The following is a 20,469-nucleotide window of genomic DNA, read 5'->3' on the forward strand; positions in this document are numbered from 1 at the left end:
AAGTAGTGAAAGCATCATGTTTGAACATATTACGGTTTTATTAAAAGAAACTGTGGATTCTTTAGATATTAAGGAAGACGGCATTTATGTAGATTGTACTCTTGGCGGTGGAGGTCATAGTGAATACTTACTATCTCAGCTTTCATCAAAGGGTAGATTAATCGCTTTTGACCAAGATGAAACAGCAATTAGACATGCAAAAGAGCGATTGAATAAATATGAAAATCAATTAACAATTGTAAAAAGTAATTTTAAACATATAAAAGAAGAACTCCATAATTTAGGTATTTATGAAGTAGATGGAATCTTATTTGACTTAGGTGTTTCTTCGCCACAACTAGATGTTGCTGAACGTGGATTTAGTTTTCATCAAGACGCACCACTAGATATGCGTATGAATCAAGAACAAACATTATCAGCATATGAAGTTGTAAACGACTGGCCTTATGAGCAGCTTGTGAAAATATTTTTCCGATACGGAGAAGAGAAATTCTCTAAACAAGTTGCAAGAAGGATCGAAGAATTAAGAGCTAAGAAGCCGATTGAAACAACTTTTGAGTTAGTTGAAATCATTAAAGATGCAATACCTGCACCTGCAAGAAGAACAGGTGGACATCCTGCTAAAAGGATTTTTCAAGCAATTCGTATAGCAGTAAATGATGAATTAGGAGTATTTGAAGAAGCTTTAAAGGATGCAATTACCCTAATAAAACCAAAAGGCAGAATAAGTGTCATAACATTCCATTCATTAGAGGATCGTATTTGTAAAACGATTTTTAAAGAAGCTAGTTCACTTCCGCCGTTACCACCAGGTTTACCAATTATTCCAGATGAGTTTAAGCCGAAGTTAAAATTAGTGACAAGAAAGCCACTTTTACCAACAGATGAAGAAGTCGAATTTAATAAGCGAGCAAGATCTGCAAAGTTAAGGGTTGCAGAAAAATTATAAGGAGGGAAAATAATGAGTAATTTGGCTAGAAAGCTACAACAAAAACAAGTTACTGATTTACAACAAAGACCTTCTAACAAGAAAAAACAAAAGAAAGTATCAAAAATTACACCTTTTGAGAAAATACTTTATTTAGTATTTATTTTTGCATGCTTCTTTATGGGTACAAAAATCATTAAAACTCAAGCGGCAATATATGATACAAATTTAAAAATTCAACATGTGAAAAATGAAATAGCGAATGGAAAACAACATAATTCTGAGCTTAAAATGAAGATTGATGAATTAAGCACATATGAGCGCATATGGCAAAAAGCAAAAGAGTTAGGTTTAAATATTGATAGTAACAATGTAAAGTTTACCGACACTAGCAAGTAGGAGATTGAGATATGAGTAAGAAAAAGAATAAATACACAAATTATGGTATTCGTTGGTTTTTTATTGGTACTTTAATCCTTTTTTTCTCCCTTGTTGCTAGACTTTCTTATATTCAATTATCAAGCACAGTAGAAGGTAAAAATTTAAAAGTTTATGCGGATGAGAATTACAATACATCCCAAAAAATTCCTGCTAAAAGAGGAACAATATATGACTCAAATGGTGTTCCACTAGCGGAAGAAGTGACAGCTTACACTGTATCGGCCGTTCTAGATCCAAGTGCATCAAAAAACTCTAAAGTGAAAAGACATGTCGTGGACAAAGAAAAAACTGCAAGTGAATTAGCACCAATTTTAGGTATTGATGAATCGGATCTTTTAGCGAAATTAGGTAAACCAAAATATCAAGTTGAATTAGGACCAGGTGGAAGAAATATTTCTCAAAGCACAAAAGAACAAATTGAGAAATTAAAGCTACCTGGTATTGTTTTTACCCCATCTCAGCAGCGATATTATCCAAATGGTGTATTTGCTTCTCATACGTTAGGATATACGAATGTAAATGATAATGGAGACCTAATTGGAGAAATGGGATTAGAAAAATCATTGAATAATGAATTAACTGAAAAAGATGGAAAAAGAAGCTTTTTACGTGATCGAAAAGGAAATATTCTACCATATGAAAATGAGAAGGTTACTCCTCCACATAATGGTGATGATGTGTATTTAACAATAGATACAAAGATTCAGAGTTTACTAGAAGACGCAATGACTAGCGTTGAAAAAAAATATGAGCCAGAAAAGATTATGGCAATCGTTTCTGATCCAAAAACCGGTAAAATTGTTGCAATGAGTAACCGTCCTAGCTTCAATCCGAATCTTCATGACATTACAAACTATACGAATGACCCGATTTCATATGCAATTGAAGCAGGTTCTACAATGAAAATATTCACTTTAGGTGCTGCAATGAATGAAGGCGTTTATAATGGAAATGAATATTTCCAATCAGGTCGATATAAAGTACCAGGTGGAGGAACTGTCCATGACGTAAATCGAAATGGATGGGGTTCAATTACTTTTGACGAAGGGATTCAAAGGTCTTCAAACGTAGGTATTTCGATTCTTCTTAATGAAAAATTAGGTGCAGATCGCTTTTTACAATACTATAAAAACTTTGGATTTACACAAAAAACGAATATTAATCTTCCAGGGGAATCAAGTGGTAAATTAGTATTTAATTATCCACTTGAAAAAACAACAACTGCTTTTGGACAAGGATCTACAGTAACAGGAATTCAAATTATCCAAGCTGCAAGTGCTATTGCTAACAATGGAAAAATGATGAAGCCTTATATTGTCGATAAAATTGTCGATCATGATACGAATAAAGTTATTAAAGACTATAAATCTCAGGTTGTTGGTAGTCCAATTTCAGAAGAAACAGCAAAAAGAGAGAGAGCGTTATTAGAAACGGTTATTACTGCGCCGCATGGTACTGGGCATAACTATGCGATTGAAGGTTATACTGTTGCTGGTAAAACTGGTACTGCCCAAGTTGTTGACGAACACGGGAAATATCTTAAAGGACGCGGTCAAAACCTGTTTTCATTTATCGGTATGGCACCTGCAGATAATCCAAAATTAGTCGTTTATGTAGCGATGCTTCGTCCAAAACTTGAAGCAACTGAAATCGGTTCAGATGGTGTTTCTGAAATATTTAGAACAGTTACAAAGGGCGCTTTAGAGTATATGAAGGTTGAGCCTGTTAAAAATGCCAAAGTAGACAAATTAATTGATAAAGAAAGTATAGAAATTCCGAATTTGAAAGGTTTAAATTTAGATGAAGCTAAATCTTTAGCTACATCTGAAGGATTGAAACCTGTATTATTAGGAAATGGTTTAGAAGTTACTGGTCAATCAATTAAGTCAAAAACCCAAGTTGTCAGAGGTACTACTATTTATCTTAAGACAAATGGAACAAATACAATGCCATCTATTATTGGATGGTCAAAATCGGATGTTAACCGTTTAGGTAAATTATTTAAGCTAAATATCTCATCAAAGGGATCTGGATTTGTTACAAGTCAGAGTATTAAAGAAGATTCAGAGCTACGGGATCACGACTATTTAACGATTGAATTAAATAAACCAAATGGAGCGACAGACGAAGAAAAAGATGTAAAAGTAGATGTACAAGAGTAATATGACAGGAAATATGTTTAATTAAATAAAAATGACAATAGACCATTCTAGGACAATAAAAAGCTAGAAGGTCTATTGTATTTGGTACAAGCATATATTGAAACGAACATAATGTAGAGGAGTGTTCGTTTCGATGCGAGTATCTAATGTAACAGTTCGAAAACGATTATTTTTTGTATTCATTGGTGGTTTATTGATTTTTTCTATTATTGCAACAAGGCTTGGTTATGTACAATTTGCTATGGGTGATCTTTTAACTGAACGAGCGAAAAATTCGTGGAGTCGAGATATTCCTTTTGAACCAAAGCGCGGTGAAATTTTAGATCGTAATGGTGTTGCTCTTGCTACTAATAAAAGTGCTCCATCTGTATTAGTCGTTCCTAGGCAAATAAAAGATCCTAAGGAGGCGACTGAAAAACTTGCCCCAATTTTAAAAATCTCCGAAGTAAAACTTTATAGAATATTAACGAAAAGATCTAGTATGGAGCACATTCGAACAGAAGGTATAAAAATTACAAATGAGAAAGCTAAACAAATCCGAGATCTGAACATAGCTGGAGTATACATTGCAGAGGATTCGAAAAGATATTATCCATTTGGTAACTATCTTTCTCATGTTTTAGGTTTTGCAGGAATCGATAATCAGGGCTTAAACGGATTAGAACTATATTACGATAAGCAATTAAGTGGTGAAAAAGGTAGTGTTCAATTTTATTCTGATGCTAAAGGTCAAAGAATGCCTAATATTGCAGACGACTATATTCCGCCAATTAATGGTTTAAATTTAAAATTAACTGTAGATTCGCGAATACAAACAATTCTTGAACGAGAAATGAATAATGCAACTGCTCAATATAATCCTGATTCAATGATTGGAATTGCGATGAATCCAAATACGGGAGAAATACTAGCAATGAGCAGTCGTCCAAGCTTTGATCCTACTAATTTTAAAAATGTTCCGCCTGAAGTATATAATCGAAATTTACCTGTTTGGTCAAATTATGAGCCAGGTTCAACGTTTAAGATTATTACACTAGCAGCCGCATTAAATGAAGGCTTAGTAGATTTGAATAAAGATCATTTTTATGATGATGGGGCTGCTGAAGTAGCTGGAGCTCGTTTGCGTTGTCATAAAAGAGGTGGACATGGCTCTCAGACTTTCTTAGAGGTAGTTCAAAATTCATGTAACCCAGGCTTTGTAGAATTAGGTAATCGCTTAGGAGAAGATCGTTTATTTAACTATATTCGTAATTTTGGTTTCGGCAAAAAAACAGGAATTGATTTACAAGGTGAAGCATCTGGGATTTTATTCAGCATGGATCGAGTCGGTCCAGTTGAAGCAGCAACAACTGCTTTTGGTCAAGGTGTATCAGTTACACCAATTCAGCAAGTTGCAGCAGTATCAGCTGCTATTAATGGAGGAATTCTTTACCAACCTTATATAGCTAAAGAGTTTGTAGATCCGGTTACAAACGAAGTAGTTAGTCGAAAAACGCCAATTTCAAAAAGACGAGTTATTTCTCCTGATACATCTAAAAAGGTACGATTAGCTCTAGAGAGTGTTGTTGCACAAGGTACTGGTAAAGGTGCTTTTGTGGAAGGGTATCGAGTTGGCGGTAAAACTGGAACAGCGCAAAAAGTAAAAGATGGACGATACGATGATAGTAGTTTTATCGTTTCATTCGTAGGCTTTGCACCGGCTGACGATCCACAAATAGTGGTTTATATTGCAGTTGATAATCCAAAAGGGACTGTTCAATTTGGGGGAGTTGTAGCTGCTCCGATCGTAGGGAATATTATTCGTGATAGTATGCAAGTTTTAGGCGTACCACCTAGAAAAAATCAAATCCCCAAAAAATTCGTATACGGTGATACACCAACATATGAAGTGCCAAATTTAATAGGTTTGGAGAAAAAAGATTTGCAACCTTTGCTAGATACTTTTACTATTGAATATAGTGGCAGTGGAAATATTGTCGTTGACCAAGCACCAAAAGCAGGTGTTAAACTAAAAGAAGGTTCTAAAATAAGAATTTATTTAGGAACGAAAGAAGAAACTAAATCTAAAACTAAAGATAAAAAATGATTTAGTGAATACGAAAGGAATTACTATGAAACTTCATACTTTACTATCAAGATTAAAGCCTTTAGTGAATCTTCCATCTGAAAATCCGGAAATCACTGGGGTTGAAATGGATTCAAGAAATGTTAAACCAGGTTATTTATTCATCTGTATAGAAGGGTATACAGTAGATGGCCACAAGTACGTAGATCAAGCGATTGAAAAAGGTGCAGTAGCGATACTTGCACAAAAACCAATTGAATCGAATGTACCAGTAGCTTATGTGAAAGACACTAATCGTTCGATGGCTGTTGTTGGTAATACCTTTTATGAAAACCCAACACAAAAACTAAATCTAGTTGGTATTACTGGTACGAATGGTAAGACCACTACTTCATATATTATTGAAGAGATTGTTAAACACAATAAGAAAAAAACAGGTGTCATCGGCACAATTGGTATGAAAATAGGAGAAGAGATTTTTGAAACAAAAAATACAACTCCTGATAGCTTAACATTACAATCAATGTTTGCAAAAATGGTTGACGCAAATGTGGATACTGCAGTGATGGAAGTTTCTTCACACGCATTACATTTAGGGCGTGTTCATGGCTGTGAATATGATATAGCTGTTTTTACAAATCTTTCCCAAGATCACTTAGACTATCATGGAACGATGGAAGAATATAAAAAAGCTAAAGGTTTATTATTCTCTCAATTAGGTAATAGCTTCTCTACTCAAAAACCTAAATTTGCAATCCTAAACATTGATGATTCTGCTTCTGAAGAATATATGAAGTTTACACAAGCAAATCTAATAACTTATGGTTTAAGTAAAGATGCTGACTTGTTTGCTGATGCAATTGAATTAACGAATGCTGGTACTAGATTCACATTACACTTTTTAAATAAACAATATGTTGTAGAAATGAATCTTATTGGAACATTTAATGTATATAATGTATTAGCGGCAATTGGAGCAGGAATCGCATTAAATATAGAAATGGAGACAATCCTAGACGCAGTCGCAACGATCGAAGGAGTACCGGGACGTTTCCAAGCCGTTAATGCTGGGCAAGATTTTACGGTTATTGTAGACTATGCACATACACCAGATAGTCTAGAAAATGTATTAAATACTGTTAAGCAATTTGCAAAAAATGATATTTTTACTGTTGTTGGCTGTGGTGGAGATCGTGACCGAACAAAACGACCACTAATGGGTAAGATTGCAGCGGATCTTTCAACAAATGCAATCTTTACATCTGATAACCCAAGAACAGAAGACCCAACTTTAATTTTAGAAGACATGAAACGCGGATTAGTGCATAATAATATTACGGTAATAGAAGATCGTAAAAAAGCTATAACATTTGCGATTCAAAATGCAAAAAAACATGATATTATTGTTATTGCAGGTAAAGGTCATGAGACATATCAGATTGTAGGAACAAATGTTTCACATTTTGATGATGTTGAAGAAGCTAAAGAAGCTATTTTGCAAAGAAGAGGATAGTATCCTCTTCTTTGTAATGTGAAAAATTGATTTCATAATTCTTTATAAAAGAATTAAACTATGAAGTAAACAACAACAAAGAAGAGAACTTAGAAAGGAGGGCGTATAATGCTAGAACCGTCAATTTTAGTTGCTATGATTTCAGCATTTATCATTGCAGTCATTTTATCGCCTATTTTTATACCGTACTTAAGAAAACTTAAATTTGGACAGAGTATTCGAGACGAAGGTCCACAATCTCATAAAAAGAAATCAGGAACCCCAACTATGGGTGGGATTATCATATTAATTGCTTTAAGTTTATCTGCACTTTTAATTTCTATGTATTTTGATGTTTTATCAACACGTACATATGTATTATTATTTGTCACAATTTGTTTTGGAGTAATTGGATTTTTAGATGACTATATTAAGGTTGTTAAAAAGAGAAACCTAGGACTAACATCTAAACAAAAATTCATTTGCCAAGTTATTGTGTCAATCATAGTCTTTTTCGCAATCCGTGCTATGGGTATCTCTACATCTATTTCGATACCAGGGACACATTATTCATTTGATTTAGGCTTTATCTATGTATTATTAATTATCTTTATGCTAGTTGGTACTTCAAACGCTGTAAATTTAACAGATGGATTAGATGGACTTGTGTCAGGTACAGCAGCAATCGCATTTGGTGCATATGCAGTACTTGCTTATAACCAACACCAACTTGATGTGGCAATATTTTCAATAGCAGTTGTAGGAGCTGTATTAGGTTTCTTAGTATTTAATGCACACCCTGCAAAGGTCTTTATGGGAGATACAGGCTCATTAGCATTAGGTGGGGCGCTGGCTGCAATTGCAATCGTTACACACTTAGAAATTTTACTTGTCATTATTGGTGGTATTTTTGTTATTGAAACTCTTTCAGTAATGATTCAAGTTGCATCTTTTAAAGCAACAGGTAAAAGGGTATTTAAAATGAGTCCTCTGCACCATCATTATGAATTATCTGGATGGTCAGAATGGCGTGTAGTAGTAACATTTTGGTTTGTAGGATTACTTTTTGCATTATTAGGAATCTATATTGAGGTGTGGATGTAATTGAATAACATATCGAACTTTCAAAATAAAAATGTATTAGTATTAGGAATGGCAAAGAGCGGTTATGCAGCTAGTAGATTATTAAAAAAATTAGGTGCGACTGTAACTGTTAATGACCGAACACCTTTTGAACAAAATGAAATCGCACAAAAGCTAAAAAGTGAAGGCTTTAACGTAATTTGTGGTGAGCATCCACTATCATTAATAGATGATCAACCATTTTGTATTGTCAAAAATCCTGGGATTCCCTATACGAATCCATTATTAATAGAAGCTGTAAAGCGTAATATTCCGATTTATACGGAAATAGAGCTTGCATATTTAATAAGTGAAGCACCATTTATCGGAATTACAGGCTCAAATGGGAAAACGACAACGACAACTTTAGCATTAAATATGTTACAAGAAGGCAATAAAAACCCACTTGTTGCAGGAAATATCGGTACTGTTGCATGTGAAGTTGCTGAAAATGCAAAAGAAGATAATATTATTGTAACTGAACTTTCTTCATTTCAATTGATGGGAATCGAAAGTTTCCGACCAAAAATTTCATTAATCACAAATATTTTCGAAGCTCATTTAGACTATCATGGTACTAAAGATGAGTATATTAAGGCAAAAGCCAATATATTTAAAAATCAAACAGAAAATGATTTTGCTGTCGTTAATTTTGATGATGAGAATGTAATGGCAATGGCTTCTCAAATTAGAGCGAAAATTATTCCATTCTCTACAACTAAAATTATGCAAGATGGTGCATATGTTCAAAATGGCTTTGTATTTTTTAAAGAGAAAAAAGTGATTGAAGTTGAAAAAATTGTCTTACCAGGTAAACATAATTTAGAAAATATATTAGCAGCAGTAGCAATTTCTAAACTTCTAGGTGTTGAAAATGACGCGATTGAAAAGGTATTAACAACTTTCACTGGTGTAGAGCACCGACTACAGTTTGTTACAGAAATAAATAAGAGAAAGTTTTATAATGATTCAAAAGCTACTAATATTTTAGCAACACAAAAAGCAATTTCTTCTTTTCAAAAACCAGTCATTTTAATAGCTGGTGGTTTAGATCGAGGAAATGGTTTTGACGATTTAATTCCTTATTTCAAAAATGTGAAAAAAATGGTCACTTATGGTCAAACAGCAGAAAAATTAATTGAATCAGCAGAAAAAGCAGGAATGAAAGCAGTAAAATCGGTAGATAATGTTGAAGATGCTGTAAATGAAGCATTCGCTCATTCAGAAGTTGGAGATATTATTTTATTGTCACCTGCTTGTGCAAGCTGGGATCAATTTAAGACTTTTGAAGAACGTGGTAATAAATTTATACAAGCAGTGCATAAGTTAATGTAAGGCTTGTTTAATTCAAAAGTTGAGGTGTATTTAAGTGCCAACAAAGAAAAATAGTCCTGACATGATTCTTGTTCTCGTTACGCTATCATTATTAACAGTAGGTATGATTATGGTTTACAGTGCTAGTGCAATATGGGCATCTTATAAGTTTCATGATTCGTTCTTTTTTGCTAAACGGCAATTATTATTTGCTGGGGTTGGAGTAGTTGGAATGTTTGTAGTTTCAAATATTGACTACTGGCTTTTCAAAACACATGCAAAAAAAATATTAATCGCTTGTTTTATCTTGTTGGTACTTGTACTTGTACCAGGAGTTGGTCTAGTACGAGGTGGTGCACGAAGTTGGATTGGTATCGGTGCATTCTCGATCCAGCCCTCTGAGTTTATGAAACTTGGAATGATGGTATTTCTATCAAAATACTTAGCAGATAATCAGAAAAATATTACGTCTTTTAAAAAGGGTCTTGTACCAACATTAGGTCTTGTGTTTTTGGCATTTGGATTAATTATGCTTCAACCAGATTTAGGAACAGGTACAGTAATGGTAGGTACTTGTGTAATCATCATATTCGTAGCTGGAGCAAGAATTTCTCATTTTATGGGATTGGGTATTGTTGGGGTTGCAGGATTTGTTGCCCTAATAGCATCTGCTCCATATCGAATAAAAAGGATTACATCATTTCTAGATCCATGGTCTGATCCATTAGGAACTGGATTCCAAATTATTCAATCACTATATGCAATTGGACCTGGTGGATTATTTGGTTTAGGATTGGGACAAAGTAGACAAAAGTTTATGTATTTGCCTGAACCACAAACTGATTTCATCTTTGCGATTCTCACAGAAGAATTAGGATTTATTGGCGGAACATTCGTCATCTTATTATTCTCTTTATTACTTTGGAGAGGAATCCGAATTGCTTTAAGTGCTCCTGATTTATTTGGTACTTTTTTAGCAGTAGGAATTGTCTCAATGATTGCAATACAAGTAATGATTAATATAGGCGTTGTAATAGGTTTAATGCCTGTTACAGGGATTACATTACCATTCTTAAGCTATGGTGGTTCATCTCTAACATTAATGCTTTTAGCCGTAGGTGTATTATTAAATATTAGTAGACATGCGCGTACATAAAAGGACCGACTCAGGATTGAAGCAAGTACATGTTGTACTTGAATCTTTCAAAAATGAGTCGGTCCTTTTTATGTAGTAACGCAATGGGTCCTTACCGATTTACTTTCCAATTGGTGCGTTTTCTTTATTTTTATAGAAAAAACAATTAGAATGATAGTGATAAAATTGGTATAATAACTACTTAAACTGTTTAAAGTTATTTATGTATTGTAATTTAGGAGGATCTTTATGAAAATTTTAGTTAGTGGTGGGGGTACTGGTGGTCATATTTATCCAGCACTTGCGCTAATTAAAGAGTTAAAAAAACAAGATTCCAATGTAGAATGTTTATATGTTGGTACAGAAAATGGATTAGAAAAAGGGATTGTATCTAAAGCAAACATACCTTTTAAATCTATTGTTATTACAGGGTTCAAGAGAAGTATATCATTAGAGAATTTTAAAACAGTCTATCGATTCTTAAAGGGTGTATCAGATAGTAAGAAAATAATTCGTGAATTTAAGCCAGATGTAGTCATTGGTACAGGTGGATATGTTTGTGGCCCTGTTGTTTACGCAGCGGCAAAACTAGGGATTCCGACAGTTATACATGAACAAAATAGTATACCTGGACTAACAAATAAGTTCTTAAATCGTTATGTCACAAAAGTTGCAATTTGTTTTGAAGAGGTTGCTGACTATTTTAATAAAGAGAAAGTAGTGTTTACTGGAAACCCAAGGGCTTCTGAAGTACTTGGCGAATCAAATCCATCAATATTAGAATCATTAGGATTAAAATCAGGTAAACGCACAGTACTAATTGTTGGTGGTTCGAGGGGAGCAAGACCAATTCATCAAGCATTTTTAAAAAGTGTTAATCAATTAGGTGAAAAAGATTACCAAATGATTTATGTAACTGGCGAAGTACATTACGATTCTGTCATTGAGGAAATAAATAAAGTAGGTAACCCAGAAAATGTAGTGGTTAAGCCATTTTTACATAATATGCCTGAAATCTTAAGAGAGGTGGATTTAGTCGTATCAAGAGCAGGGGCAACTACATTAGCAGAATTAACTGCATTAGGAAAACCTAGTATTCTTATACCAAGCCCATATGTAACAAATAATCACCAAGAAGTTAATGCTAGATCACTCGAGAAAAATGGTGCGGCAATTGTTATATTGGAAAAAAACTTCAATAGTGAATATTTAGTAACTGAAATTGAAAAAGTATTACTAAATCCTATTAAACTTGAAGAGATGAAAAATGCATCATTAAAAATGGGTGTACCAGATGCTGCAAAAAAACTAGTAAATGTATTAGAAAAAATACGTAAATGAACTTGCACGAACGAGTTTGAAATAAAATAAAGATATAATAGAGGATACTATAAGCTAAAGGGGGAAAATATCGAATGTTTGAATCAAAATTAAAGGAACTATTAAATGACTCGAGTCTTCTAATAAATGAGCCTTTAGCAAATCATACGACAATGAAAATTGGAGGACCAGCTGAGTATTTGGTCATTCCTAAAACTGTGAATGAAATTAAAGAGATTATTAACCTTGCAAATGAATATGGTGTAAATGTGACAGTAATTGGTAGAGGATCAAATTTACTTGTATCTGATCAAGGTATTGAAGGTGTCGTAATTAAAATTAGTGATTGCTTAGACCATATTGAAGTAGAAGGTACAAAAGTAGTTGTAGGTGCAGGCTATTCAGTTATTCGTTTAGCTACTCAACTAAGTAGAAAAGGATTATCTGGTCTAGAGTTTGCAAGTGGAATTCCTGGTAGTGTTGGCGGTGGTGTATATATGAATGCAGGGGCTCATCAATCCGATTTTTCAAATATTACTTCCAGAGCACATATTCTATTTCCTGATGGAACAATGGAATGGCTATCAAATGAAGAATTAGACTTTTCTTATCGAACTTCAGTTTTACAACATAAACGTAAAGGATTTGTACTAGAAGCAGAACTTCAGCTCCAAGAGGGATCAAAAGAAGCTTCAACTGCTTTAATGCAAAAAAACAAAGATTATCGAAGAGAAACACAACCATGGAACTATCCATGTGCTGGAAGTATTTTCCGTAATCCATTACCACAGTATGCTGGTAATTTAATTGAACGTGCTGATTTAAAAGGATATCAAATTGGTGGTGCGAAGGTTTCTGAAATGCATGGTAACTTTATTGTAAATGCTGGAAATGCCACTTCAAAAGATGTATTAGACTTAATAGCATTTATTAAGAAAACTATATTAGAAAAATTTAATGTACAACTTGAAACAGAAGTTGAAATTGTTGGGAAAAAAATGTAAGTTTCTTCTAAACTAACCATATTATATGCTATAATTTACATAGCATATGATGACCAAGATAGAATGGCATTCATTTGCTGTTCTATTTTTTATTATTCTTAAATTACTTCTTAAGCAAAAGTAAATTAAAAAGGTATTTTTAGTTGAACATTGATAATGGAGGCATATTTATGCAGGAAAATAAGATTATTAGTTTAGAAGACCGTGTACCTGTTTTACGTAATAAAAAACGTAAAAAAGCAAATATGCGATTACTGGTCACAATTCTTGTGTTTTTTTCTTTGCTTTTATGTGTATTGTATTTCCAAACATCAATTGGTTCAAAAATTCACTTAGTAATTAATGGAAACCAACTGTACTCTGATAAAGAAATTCAAAAATTAGCCGATGTTAGCGTTGATGATAGCTTTTTGACAATTAGGTCAAAAAGGGTAGTAGAACAACTTGAAAGTCAAAACACAATTCAATCTGCAATCGTACATAAAAGATTTCCTAATAAAGTAGAAATCGATGTTAAAGAATTTCAGCCTGTTGGACAAGGTTTATTCAGCGGGAAAAAGTATCTTTTGTTAGAAAGCGGAGTCCTTATTAAAGAGAAAAATTCACTAGGAAATACTACAGCACCTGATTTAGTTGGTTGGAAACAAGGAGACGAGTTGCAGGAAATGGCTGCGGAATTGGAAAAAATGCCACAAAGTATATTTCATTCAATTTCTGAAATTGATTATACTCCAAGTAAGGATGATCCTTTGTTAATTACAGTTTTTACGAATGAAGGGTATGAAGTAAGGACAACGATTCGAAAATTCTCGAATAAAATGTCAAATTACCCATTAATTTTAAAGTCAATACCTAAAGATCAAAAAGGGGTTATCCATTTAGAAGTTGGTGCGTATTTTTCTCCTTATAGTACTGATACTAAATAGTCGATTTAACATTAGTTAACGGTACTTTCAAGTCTTTTTTAACTTTACATGTTAGTGTAGACTAGTAGTTAAATAGAAATAATGAAAAAAAATAAAAAGATTATGAAAAATCAAACTTAAAAAAGAGGAAAAACCCCGTAAATGTTGAATAGATGTCATATATGATATTTAAGAATGAACTGATGCTCGATTATAATAGATAGAGAAAAAGGAGGTGCCATCATGAACAGCAATGAGATCTATGTGAGTCTTGACGTTGGAACTTCAACAATTAAAGTAATCATAGGAGAACTAGTTAACGACACACTTAACATTATCGGTGTTGGTAATGTTAAATCTTCAGGCTTAAAACGTGGGTCAATAGTTGATATAGATGAAACAGTCAAATCAATCAAAAAAGCAATTGATCAAGCAGAAAGAATGGTTGGCATTCATATTGACAAAGTAATTGTAGGGGTTAGTGCGAATCAAGTGCAATTGATTAGTACTAACGGCGTAGTAGCAGTTTCTAAAGAAAATAAAGAAATTGACAATGAAGATGTTTTAAGAGTAATGGATCAGGCTCAAGTAATTTCGATACCACCGGAAAGAGAAATTATCGATGTTGTTCCACATGAATACATTGTTGATGGCCTTTCTGAGGTAAAAGACCCAAGAGGAATGATTGGTGTACGCTTGGAAATGGAAGGTACATTAATCACTGGTTCAAGAACTCTAGTACATAATATACTTCGTTGTGTTGAGAGAGCGGGGTTAGAAGTAACGGATATATGTCTACAACCTATGGCTGCAAGTACGATAGGACTAAAGCAGGATGAGAAAAACTTAGGAGTAGCACTTGTTGATATCGGTGGAGGCTCTACTACAATTTCTCTTTTTAGAGAAGGTGTATTAATGGCAACTTCTGTCCTACCTGTTGGAGGAGACCATATTACAAAAGACATATCAATTGGACTGAAAACTTCAACAGAAGATGCAGAAAAAATTAAAGTGAAATTTGGACATGCTTTTTACGATACTGCATTATCTGAAGAAGTATTGAGTGTACCAATAATGGGTAGTGAACAACATCAACAATTCAGTCAGCAAGAAATTTCCGATATTATTGAAGCTAGATTAGAAGAAATCTTCATTATGGTTCAAAATGAGCTTGTTAGAATGAGGGGAAGCAATTTACCAGGTGGATTTGTTTTAACTGGTGGTACAGTAACAATGACTGGTGTAATCGATTTAGCTCAAAAGGTATTTAAAAATAATGTAAGGGTTGCAACACCAGATTATATAGGTGTAAGAGAACCTCAATACATTACTGGAGTAGGTCTAATCAAGTATGCTTTTTATAAATCAAAAATGCGTGGAAAAAAACTTAGCTCTAATATTGCATTCGAATCAAATGAACGAAAACCTGTAGCTGTTTCAAATTCAAATACAAAACCAAAACAGCAGGATGAAGAGCGCGTCATGAGTAAAGTTAAAAGCATTTTTAAATATTTATGGGATTAAATTTGTGATGAATTTGAAAAGTAGGGGGATCAATCATGTTAGATTTTGATACAAATGTAGATGCTTTAGCGAAGATAAAAGTAATTGGTGTAGGTGGCGGAGGAAATAACGCCGTTAACCGAATGATTGAACATGGAGTACAAGGGGTAGATTTTATAGCTGTGAATACTGATGCACAAGCTCTTAATCTATCAAAAGCTGAAGTGAAAATGCAAATTGGTGGCAAACTTACTCGCGGTTTAGGGGCAGGAGCTAATCCAGAGGTAGGTAAAAAAGCAGCAGAAGAAAGTAGAGAACAATTACAAGAAGCTCTTAAAGGCGCAGACATGGTATTCGTAACTGCTGGAATGGGTGGAGGTACAGGAACAGGTGCAGCTCCAGTAATTGCACAAGTAGCAAAAGAATTAGGTGCATTAACTGTAGGTGTAGTTACTCGTCCATTTACATTTGAAGGTAGAAAGCGTTCAACTCAAGCGGCAACTGGAATCGCTGCAATGAAGGAAAGCGTTGATACTTTAATTGTTATTCCTAATGACCGATTATTAGAAATCGTTGATCGTAATACCCCAATGCTAGAAGCATTCCGCGAAGCAGATAATGTACTTCGTCAAGGGGTTCAAGGTATTTCTGACTTAATCGCTGTTCCGGGATTAATTAACCTTGACTTTGCAGATGTTAAGACAATTATGTCTAATAAAGGTTCTGCATTAATGGGTATCGGTGTTGCTGGCGGAGAAAACCGTGCGGCAGAAGCAGCTAAAAAAGCTATTTCTAGTCCATTATTAGAAACTTCAATTAATGGTGCACAAGGTGTACTTATGAATATCACAGGTGGAACTAACTTAAGCTTATATGAAGTGCAAGAAGCAGCGGATATCGTATCGACTGCATGTGATGCTGAAGTAAATATGATTTTCGGTTCTGTAATCAATGAAAACTTAAAGGATGAAATTATTGTAACGGTTATTGCGACTGGATTTGAAGGTGTCATTACAGCACCGCCTACACCTAAACCAATGGCGAGACAAACAATTTCAACACCTACTCAAACTCCACAACCAACTATTAAACGCGAACCAATTCGCGAAGAAGCTCCGGTTGTAGAAACGACTAAAAATGTAACTAGTCTTGATGACTTAGATATTCCGGCATTTTTACGTAATCGTAAAAGACGCTAATAAATGTAAAAAAACCAAGATAAGATGAATCTCTTATCTTGGTTTTTTTCATTCGTTCGAGTAGTGATTTTGTAAATTTGTTAGATCACTAAAGACACTCTTGAACTTTTCGTTACAGCCTTTAGGGAATAAAACACCTAAACCATGTGAGTGTATAAATTCAAAAGATGGGAGTTGTTGTTTAATGCCTTCCCAAAATTTATAAACCCCAAAATCTTGTATTCGTACTTCTGTATCATGGATTAAAACAATTCCTTCTATAGATACTTTTGGTAGCCAAGTATTGTAATCATGTAGCACAGCTTCAAAAGTATGAAAACCGTCAATATGAAGGATGTCGATCGTATTATCCTCAAAATTCTGAATTGCTTCGTCAAAAGACTTACGTAACATTTTAGCCTCTTTCTGGTAATGTTTTTGAACAACTTCATGCACTGTATCAAACACTTCATTACTATACAATCCACTATGCGGATCACCTTGCCAAGTATCAACCGCAAAACATTCACATGACAGATTATGATCTTTCACACTTTGACAAAAACAGAAAAAAGAAAAGCCAAAGTGGGTACCTAATTCTACAATTTTTTTTGGTTTAACGAATTGAACTAAATCGTAAGCAAATTTAGCGTGACCTTTCCAGGCAGAGTGCTGTCTTATAGATGGTTTAGTTCCGTCAAACTCAAAAATGGGTGAATGAAATATCCAACTGTCCAAATCCTCACTCCTTATTGGGCAAATTTAATAGAAATAAAGTGAAAGATTTCTATAAAATATTGACCTGTCCATTCCATGTTTCGAAAATGTATTGTCGAAAAACTCTTCAATAAAGCTTCCTTTTTTTGACAGACTTCTTACCGTGCTCATCCTATACTTACATATAAATGAATATTCTATAGAGGATGGCGAACAAAATTGGTGATATATGGTGATCTTGTTTGGTTATTAAACTTATTAATGGACTTCTTGATCATTCAGTTGACGGGCTTAATTCTAAAAAGAAATGTATCTATTTTGCGGTCATTGTTAGGGGCATTGTTAGGTTCTATCGTTGTTTTAATGACGTTTACTCCTTATGCATATGTTGTTGGCTCACCCTTTATGAAAATATTATTATCGTTTTTCATCGTATTTTTTGCATTTGGACGTCAACGGATTATCACTTTTTTACAGCTATTAAGTATCTTCTATTTTTCCACATTCATTTTAGGTGGCGCATTATTAGGCTTACATTATTTATTTGCTACAAATGAATCAAATTTAACCAAATCATCCTTTTATGGGGATCCTGTAAGCTGGTATTTTGTAATTGGAATGCTACCAATCGTCATATTTTACGCTAGAAAATCGATCAATCAGATCTCGTTTACGAAATGGAAATTGAATGAAATGTATGAAATGGAAATTGTATGGCGGAACACTTCGATTAAAATTAGAGGGTTAATGGATAGTGGTAACTCTCTACATGAACCGCTTTCAAGGAAACCAGTTATTATTTTAGATTGTTCCACTAGTGATTATGGATTACCAATAGAACTAGTAAAGTTAGTTAGAGATTCTGAAAATACATTACATAATACAGAAGCACTCGATGTCTTAAGTTTTTTTCAAGGAACTTATATACCTTATAAAAGTATTGGTCAAAGTAATCAATTCCTCGTCGCAATAAAACCTACTGTTGTTAAATTGAAAATTAATGGGAAATGGTATTCATCGAGTTCGGTTTTAGTTGGATTGAGTCATGTTACTTTGTCTTCAGACAATTTATATGAATGTATCCTTCATCCAAAAATGATGCAGGGAACAATTAATGAAATTGCATAGGAGGTAGAAAATGAATCGATTGTTCTTAAAACTTAAGTTAGGTTTGTATAAGCTATTAGTTAAGCTTGGATTGAAAGCCGACGAAGTATACTACATTGGGGGAAGTGAAGCATTACCACCTCCTTTGACAAGGGAAGAAGAAGAAAAGCTTTTACAGAAACTACCGAATGGAGATTTAGGTGCTAGATCACTATTAATTGAGAGAAATCTACGATTAGTAGTTTATATTGCTAGAAAGTTTGAAAATACCGGCATTAATATTGAAGATCTTATTAGCATTGGTACAATCGGATTGATAAAAGCTGTTAATACCTTTAATCCTGAAAAGAAAATTAAATTGGCTACTTATGCATCGAGATGTATCGAAAATGAAATTCTGATGCATTTACGTAGAAATAATAAAAATCGTTCTGAAGTATCATTCGATGAACCATTAAATATTGATTGGGATGGCAATGAATTATTACTTTCCGATGTATTAGGTACAGAAGACGATATCATAACGAAGGATTTAGAAGCCAATGTCGATAAATCATTATTAACAAAGGCATTAGATCAACTGAATGATCGTGAAAAACAAATAATGGAACTACGATTTGGACTAGATGGAACCGAAGAAAAAACCCAAAAAGATGTAGCTGATATGCTTGGAATATCGCAATCATATATATCCCGATTAGAAAAACGTATTATTAAAAGACTTCGAAAAGAGTTTAATAAAATGGTTTAAACTATAAGAACCGATTAGATTTGAGTTTTTCAAATACTAATCGGTTTTTTCTATGTCTGAAGGGGATCCAAATGATTTTAAAAAATATTTTTATTAATCTTAGATCCTAAATTTTATTTATTTGGCCTAGAAAATCCTAGATTTCCTCCAATTTTCCAGGCTTTTTTACTACTGAATTTATTATTTTTGTATACTTTATTTTGTGCATAAATTTTCCACCGAAGGAGATACTTACCTATAGTACAGCAACTCCAAGTAGGAGGGAACATCATGACACGAAACAAAGTAGAAATATGCGGTGTAGATACATCAAAGCTTCCAGTTTTAAAGAATGATGAGATGCGTAAGTTATTTCATGCAATGCAAAGCGGTGATCGAAGCGCAAGAGAAACAATCGTAAACGGTAATTTACGACTTGTTCTAAGTGTTATTCAGCGTTTCAATAATCGCGGAGAATTTGTGGATGACTTATTTCAAGTCGGCTGCATAGGCCTTATGAAGTCTATTGATAATTTTGATTTAAGCCAAAATGTAAAATTTTCGACGTATGCTGTACCTATGATTATTGGTGAAATAAGAAGATATTTAAGGGATAATAACCCGATAAGAGTGTCTAGATCATTAAGAGACATCGCTTATAAAGCATTACAAGTTAGAGAGCGATTATTAGCAGAGAATTCAAAGGAACCAACTCCTGTTCAAATCGCAGAAGTACTAGGCGTAACACATGAAGAAATCGTTTTTGCATTAGATGCAATTCAAGACCCAGTTTCGTTATTTGAACCGATATATAACGATGGCGGAGATCCAATCTTTGTAATGGATCAGCTAAGCGATGATAAAAATAAGGACGAGCAATGGGTTGAAGAACTAGCACTACGCGAAGGAATGAAACGACTAAACGATCGAGAAAAAATGATCATTAGCAAAAGATTCTTCCAAGGAAAAACACAAATGGAAGTTGCCGAAGAAATCGGAATCTCCCAAGCGCAAGTATCCAGGCTAGAAAAATCAGCAATAAAACAAATGAATAAAAATATACAGGGCTAACGAAAAGCGGAGGCGACTGTCCAGCTCCGACAAGCATAAGACGATTTCTGGTAAAGGTTTGCTTTTTAACCTTTACCGGAAATTGGCTTATGACCTCGAGGAGCTAGAAATCGTATATAGAGCCTGACTTCAATACCTGTATAATGAATTACATATTATAATGAATGAAATTTAAAAGACAAACAACTATATAACTAAATAATCCAATAACTACTAAAAAGTTAGTTAAACTGGAAGAATGAAAATACGATATTAATGTGTTAGACAATGGATGA

Annotated in this window: 17 protein-coding genes; 16 read left to right on the forward strand and 1 reads right to left on the reverse strand. The window is 33.8% G+C overall.

The features are described 5' to 3' along the window. Nucleotides 1–16 precede the first annotated feature (16 nt). From rsmH to ftsZ, 13 genes are all read left to right on the forward strand, one after another. Complete coding sequence (gene rsmH / locus BED47_RS22790; protein ID WP_056471111.1) at nucleotides 17–949, forward strand: 16S rRNA (cytosine(1402)-N(4))-methyltransferase RsmH; 933 nt, start codon at nucleotides 17–19, stop codon at nucleotides 947–949. A gap of 12 nt (nucleotides 950–961) precedes the next feature. After that, nucleotides 962–1,327 (forward strand): cell division protein FtsL, encoded by a 366-nt coding sequence (gene ftsL / locus BED47_RS22795; RefSeq protein ID WP_069035593.1) that lies wholly within the window; start codon nucleotides 962–964, stop codon nucleotides 1,325–1,327. 11 nt (nucleotides 1,328–1,338) lie between these two features. Beyond that, entirely contained in the window at nucleotides 1,339–3,531 is a 2,193-nt protein-coding gene (locus tag BED47_RS22800; RefSeq protein WP_069035594.1) for a penicillin-binding protein, read from the forward strand. Between the two features lie 133 nt (nucleotides 3,532–3,664). Further along, nucleotides 3,665–5,617: a stage V sporulation protein D gene (locus tag BED47_RS22805; RefSeq protein ID WP_069035595.1), complete on the forward strand. Its 1,953-nt coding sequence runs from the start codon at nucleotides 3,665–3,667 to the stop codon at nucleotides 5,615–5,617. Between the two features lie 25 nt (nucleotides 5,618–5,642). Further along, the gene (locus tag BED47_RS22810; protein WP_025569059.1) at nucleotides 5,643–7,109 is read left to right on the forward strand and encodes a UDP-N-acetylmuramoyl-L-alanyl-D-glutamate--2,6-diaminopimelate ligase; all 1,467 of its coding nucleotides are present in this window, start codon (nucleotides 5,643–5,645) and stop codon (nucleotides 7,107–7,109) included. A 108-nt stretch (nucleotides 7,110–7,217) separates the two neighbouring features. After that, complete coding sequence (gene mraY / locus BED47_RS22815; protein WP_025569060.1) at nucleotides 7,218–8,192, forward strand: phospho-N-acetylmuramoyl-pentapeptide-transferase; 975 nt, start codon at nucleotides 7,218–7,220, stop codon at nucleotides 8,190–8,192. Beyond that, on the forward strand, nucleotides 8,193–9,545 hold the full coding sequence (gene murD, locus BED47_RS22820) for a UDP-N-acetylmuramoyl-L-alanine--D-glutamate ligase (RefSeq protein WP_084007046.1): 1,353 nt from the start codon (nucleotides 8,193–8,195) through the stop codon (nucleotides 9,543–9,545). 61 nt (nucleotides 9,546–9,606) lie between these two features. After that, the gene (gene spoVE / locus BED47_RS22825; protein ID WP_084007053.1) at nucleotides 9,607–10,680 is read left to right on the forward strand and encodes a stage V sporulation protein E; all 1,074 of its coding nucleotides are present in this window, start codon (nucleotides 9,607–9,609) and stop codon (nucleotides 10,678–10,680) included. 228 nt (nucleotides 10,681–10,908) lie between these two features. Continuing rightward, nucleotides 10,909–12,000, forward strand: coding sequence for an undecaprenyldiphospho-muramoylpentapeptide beta-N-acetylglucosaminyltransferase (gene murG, locus BED47_RS22830; protein WP_069035596.1), 1,092 nt, complete (start codon nucleotides 10,909–10,911; stop codon nucleotides 11,998–12,000). 74 nt (nucleotides 12,001–12,074) lie between these two features. After that, a complete protein-coding gene (gene murB / locus BED47_RS22835) occupies nucleotides 12,075–12,983 on the forward strand; it encodes a UDP-N-acetylmuramate dehydrogenase (protein WP_069035597.1) in 909 nt (302 codons plus the stop codon). Nucleotides 12,984–13,153: 170 nt separating this feature from the next. Next, on the forward strand, nucleotides 13,154–13,909 hold the full coding sequence (locus tag BED47_RS22840) for a cell division protein FtsQ/DivIB (protein ID WP_069035598.1): 756 nt from the start codon (nucleotides 13,154–13,156) through the stop codon (nucleotides 13,907–13,909). Nucleotides 13,910–14,131: 222 nt separating this feature from the next. Further along, nucleotides 14,132–15,412, forward strand: coding sequence for a cell division protein FtsA (gene ftsA, locus BED47_RS22845; RefSeq protein ID WP_025569267.1), 1,281 nt, complete (start codon nucleotides 14,132–14,134; stop codon nucleotides 15,410–15,412). 35 nt (nucleotides 15,413–15,447) lie between these two features. Further along, on the forward strand, nucleotides 15,448–16,590 hold the full coding sequence (gene ftsZ, locus BED47_RS22850) for a cell division protein FtsZ (RefSeq protein WP_069035599.1): 1,143 nt from the start codon (nucleotides 15,448–15,450) through the stop codon (nucleotides 16,588–16,590). Nucleotides 16,591–16,638: 48 nt separating this feature from the next. Here the strand turns inward: ftsZ and BED47_RS22855 are convergent, their stop codons facing one another. Next, on the reverse strand, nucleotides 16,639–17,307 hold the full coding sequence (locus BED47_RS22855) for a class I SAM-dependent methyltransferase (protein ID WP_069035600.1): 669 nt from the start codon (nucleotides 17,305–17,307) through the stop codon (nucleotides 16,639–16,641). Nucleotides 17,308–17,508: 201 nt separating this feature from the next. On the opposite strand from BED47_RS22855, the gene spoIIGA reads away from it, so the two are divergent. From spoIIGA to sigG, 3 genes are all read left to right on the forward strand, one after another. After that, entirely contained in the window at nucleotides 17,509–18,414 is a 906-nt protein-coding gene (gene spoIIGA / locus BED47_RS22860) for a sigma-E processing peptidase SpoIIGA (protein ID WP_254664651.1), read from the forward strand. A 10-nt stretch (nucleotides 18,415–18,424) separates the two neighbouring features. Next, nucleotides 18,425–19,144 carry an RNA polymerase sporulation sigma factor SigE gene (gene sigE, locus BED47_RS22865; protein WP_069035602.1) on the forward strand — a complete coding sequence of 240 codons (720 nt, stop codon included), beginning with the start codon at nucleotides 18,425–18,427 and terminating at the stop codon, nucleotides 19,142–19,144. Between the two features lie 270 nt (nucleotides 19,145–19,414). Beyond that, nucleotides 19,415–20,194, forward strand: a complete 780-nt coding sequence (sigG, locus tag BED47_RS22870) for an RNA polymerase sporulation sigma factor SigG (RefSeq protein ID WP_056471070.1) — start codon at nucleotides 19,415–19,417, stop codon at nucleotides 20,192–20,194. Nucleotides 20,195–20,469: the final 275 nt, after the last annotated feature.

The sequence above is a fragment of the Gottfriedia luciferensis genome (assembly GCF_001712755.1).
Taxonomy (GTDB): domain Bacteria; phylum Bacillota; class Bacilli; order Bacillales; family Bacillaceae_G; genus Gottfriedia; species Gottfriedia luciferensis_B.

Bases quoted from the DNA above. Each gene is read 5' to 3' on its own strand.
- rsmH (WP_056471111.1), top strand. From the start codon at position 17: ATGTTTGAACATATTACGGTTTTATTAAAAGAAACTGTGGATTCTTTA.
- ftsL (WP_069035593.1), top strand. From the start codon at position 962: ATGAGTAATTTGGCTAGAAAGCTACAACAAAAACAAGTTACTGATTTA.
- BED47_RS22800 (WP_069035594.1), top strand. From the start codon at position 1,339: ATGAGTAAGAAAAAGAATAAATACACAAATTATGGTATTCGTTGGTTT.
- BED47_RS22805 (WP_069035595.1), top strand. From the start codon at position 3,665: ATGCGAGTATCTAATGTAACAGTTCGAAAACGATTATTTTTTGTATTC.
- BED47_RS22810 (WP_025569059.1), top strand. From the start codon at position 5,643: ATGAAACTTCATACTTTACTATCAAGATTAAAGCCTTTAGTGAATCTT.
- mraY (WP_025569060.1), top strand. From the start codon at position 7,218: ATGCTAGAACCGTCAATTTTAGTTGCTATGATTTCAGCATTTATCATT.
- spoVE (WP_084007053.1), top strand. From the start codon at position 9,607: ATGATTCTTGTTCTCGTTACGCTATCATTATTAACAGTAGGTATGATT.
- murG (WP_069035596.1), top strand. From the start codon at position 10,909: ATGAAAATTTTAGTTAGTGGTGGGGGTACTGGTGGTCATATTTATCCA.
- murB (WP_069035597.1), top strand. From the start codon at position 12,075: ATGTTTGAATCAAAATTAAAGGAACTATTAAATGACTCGAGTCTTCTA.
- BED47_RS22840 (WP_069035598.1), top strand. From the start codon at position 13,154: ATGCAGGAAAATAAGATTATTAGTTTAGAAGACCGTGTACCTGTTTTA.
- ftsA (WP_025569267.1), top strand. From the start codon at position 14,132: ATGAACAGCAATGAGATCTATGTGAGTCTTGACGTTGGAACTTCAACA.
- ftsZ (WP_069035599.1), top strand. From the start codon at position 15,448: ATGTTAGATTTTGATACAAATGTAGATGCTTTAGCGAAGATAAAAGTA.
- sigE (WP_069035602.1), top strand. From the start codon at position 18,425: ATGAATCGATTGTTCTTAAAACTTAAGTTAGGTTTGTATAAGCTATTA.
- sigG (WP_056471070.1), top strand. From the start codon at position 19,415: ATGACACGAAACAAAGTAGAAATATGCGGTGTAGATACATCAAAGCTT.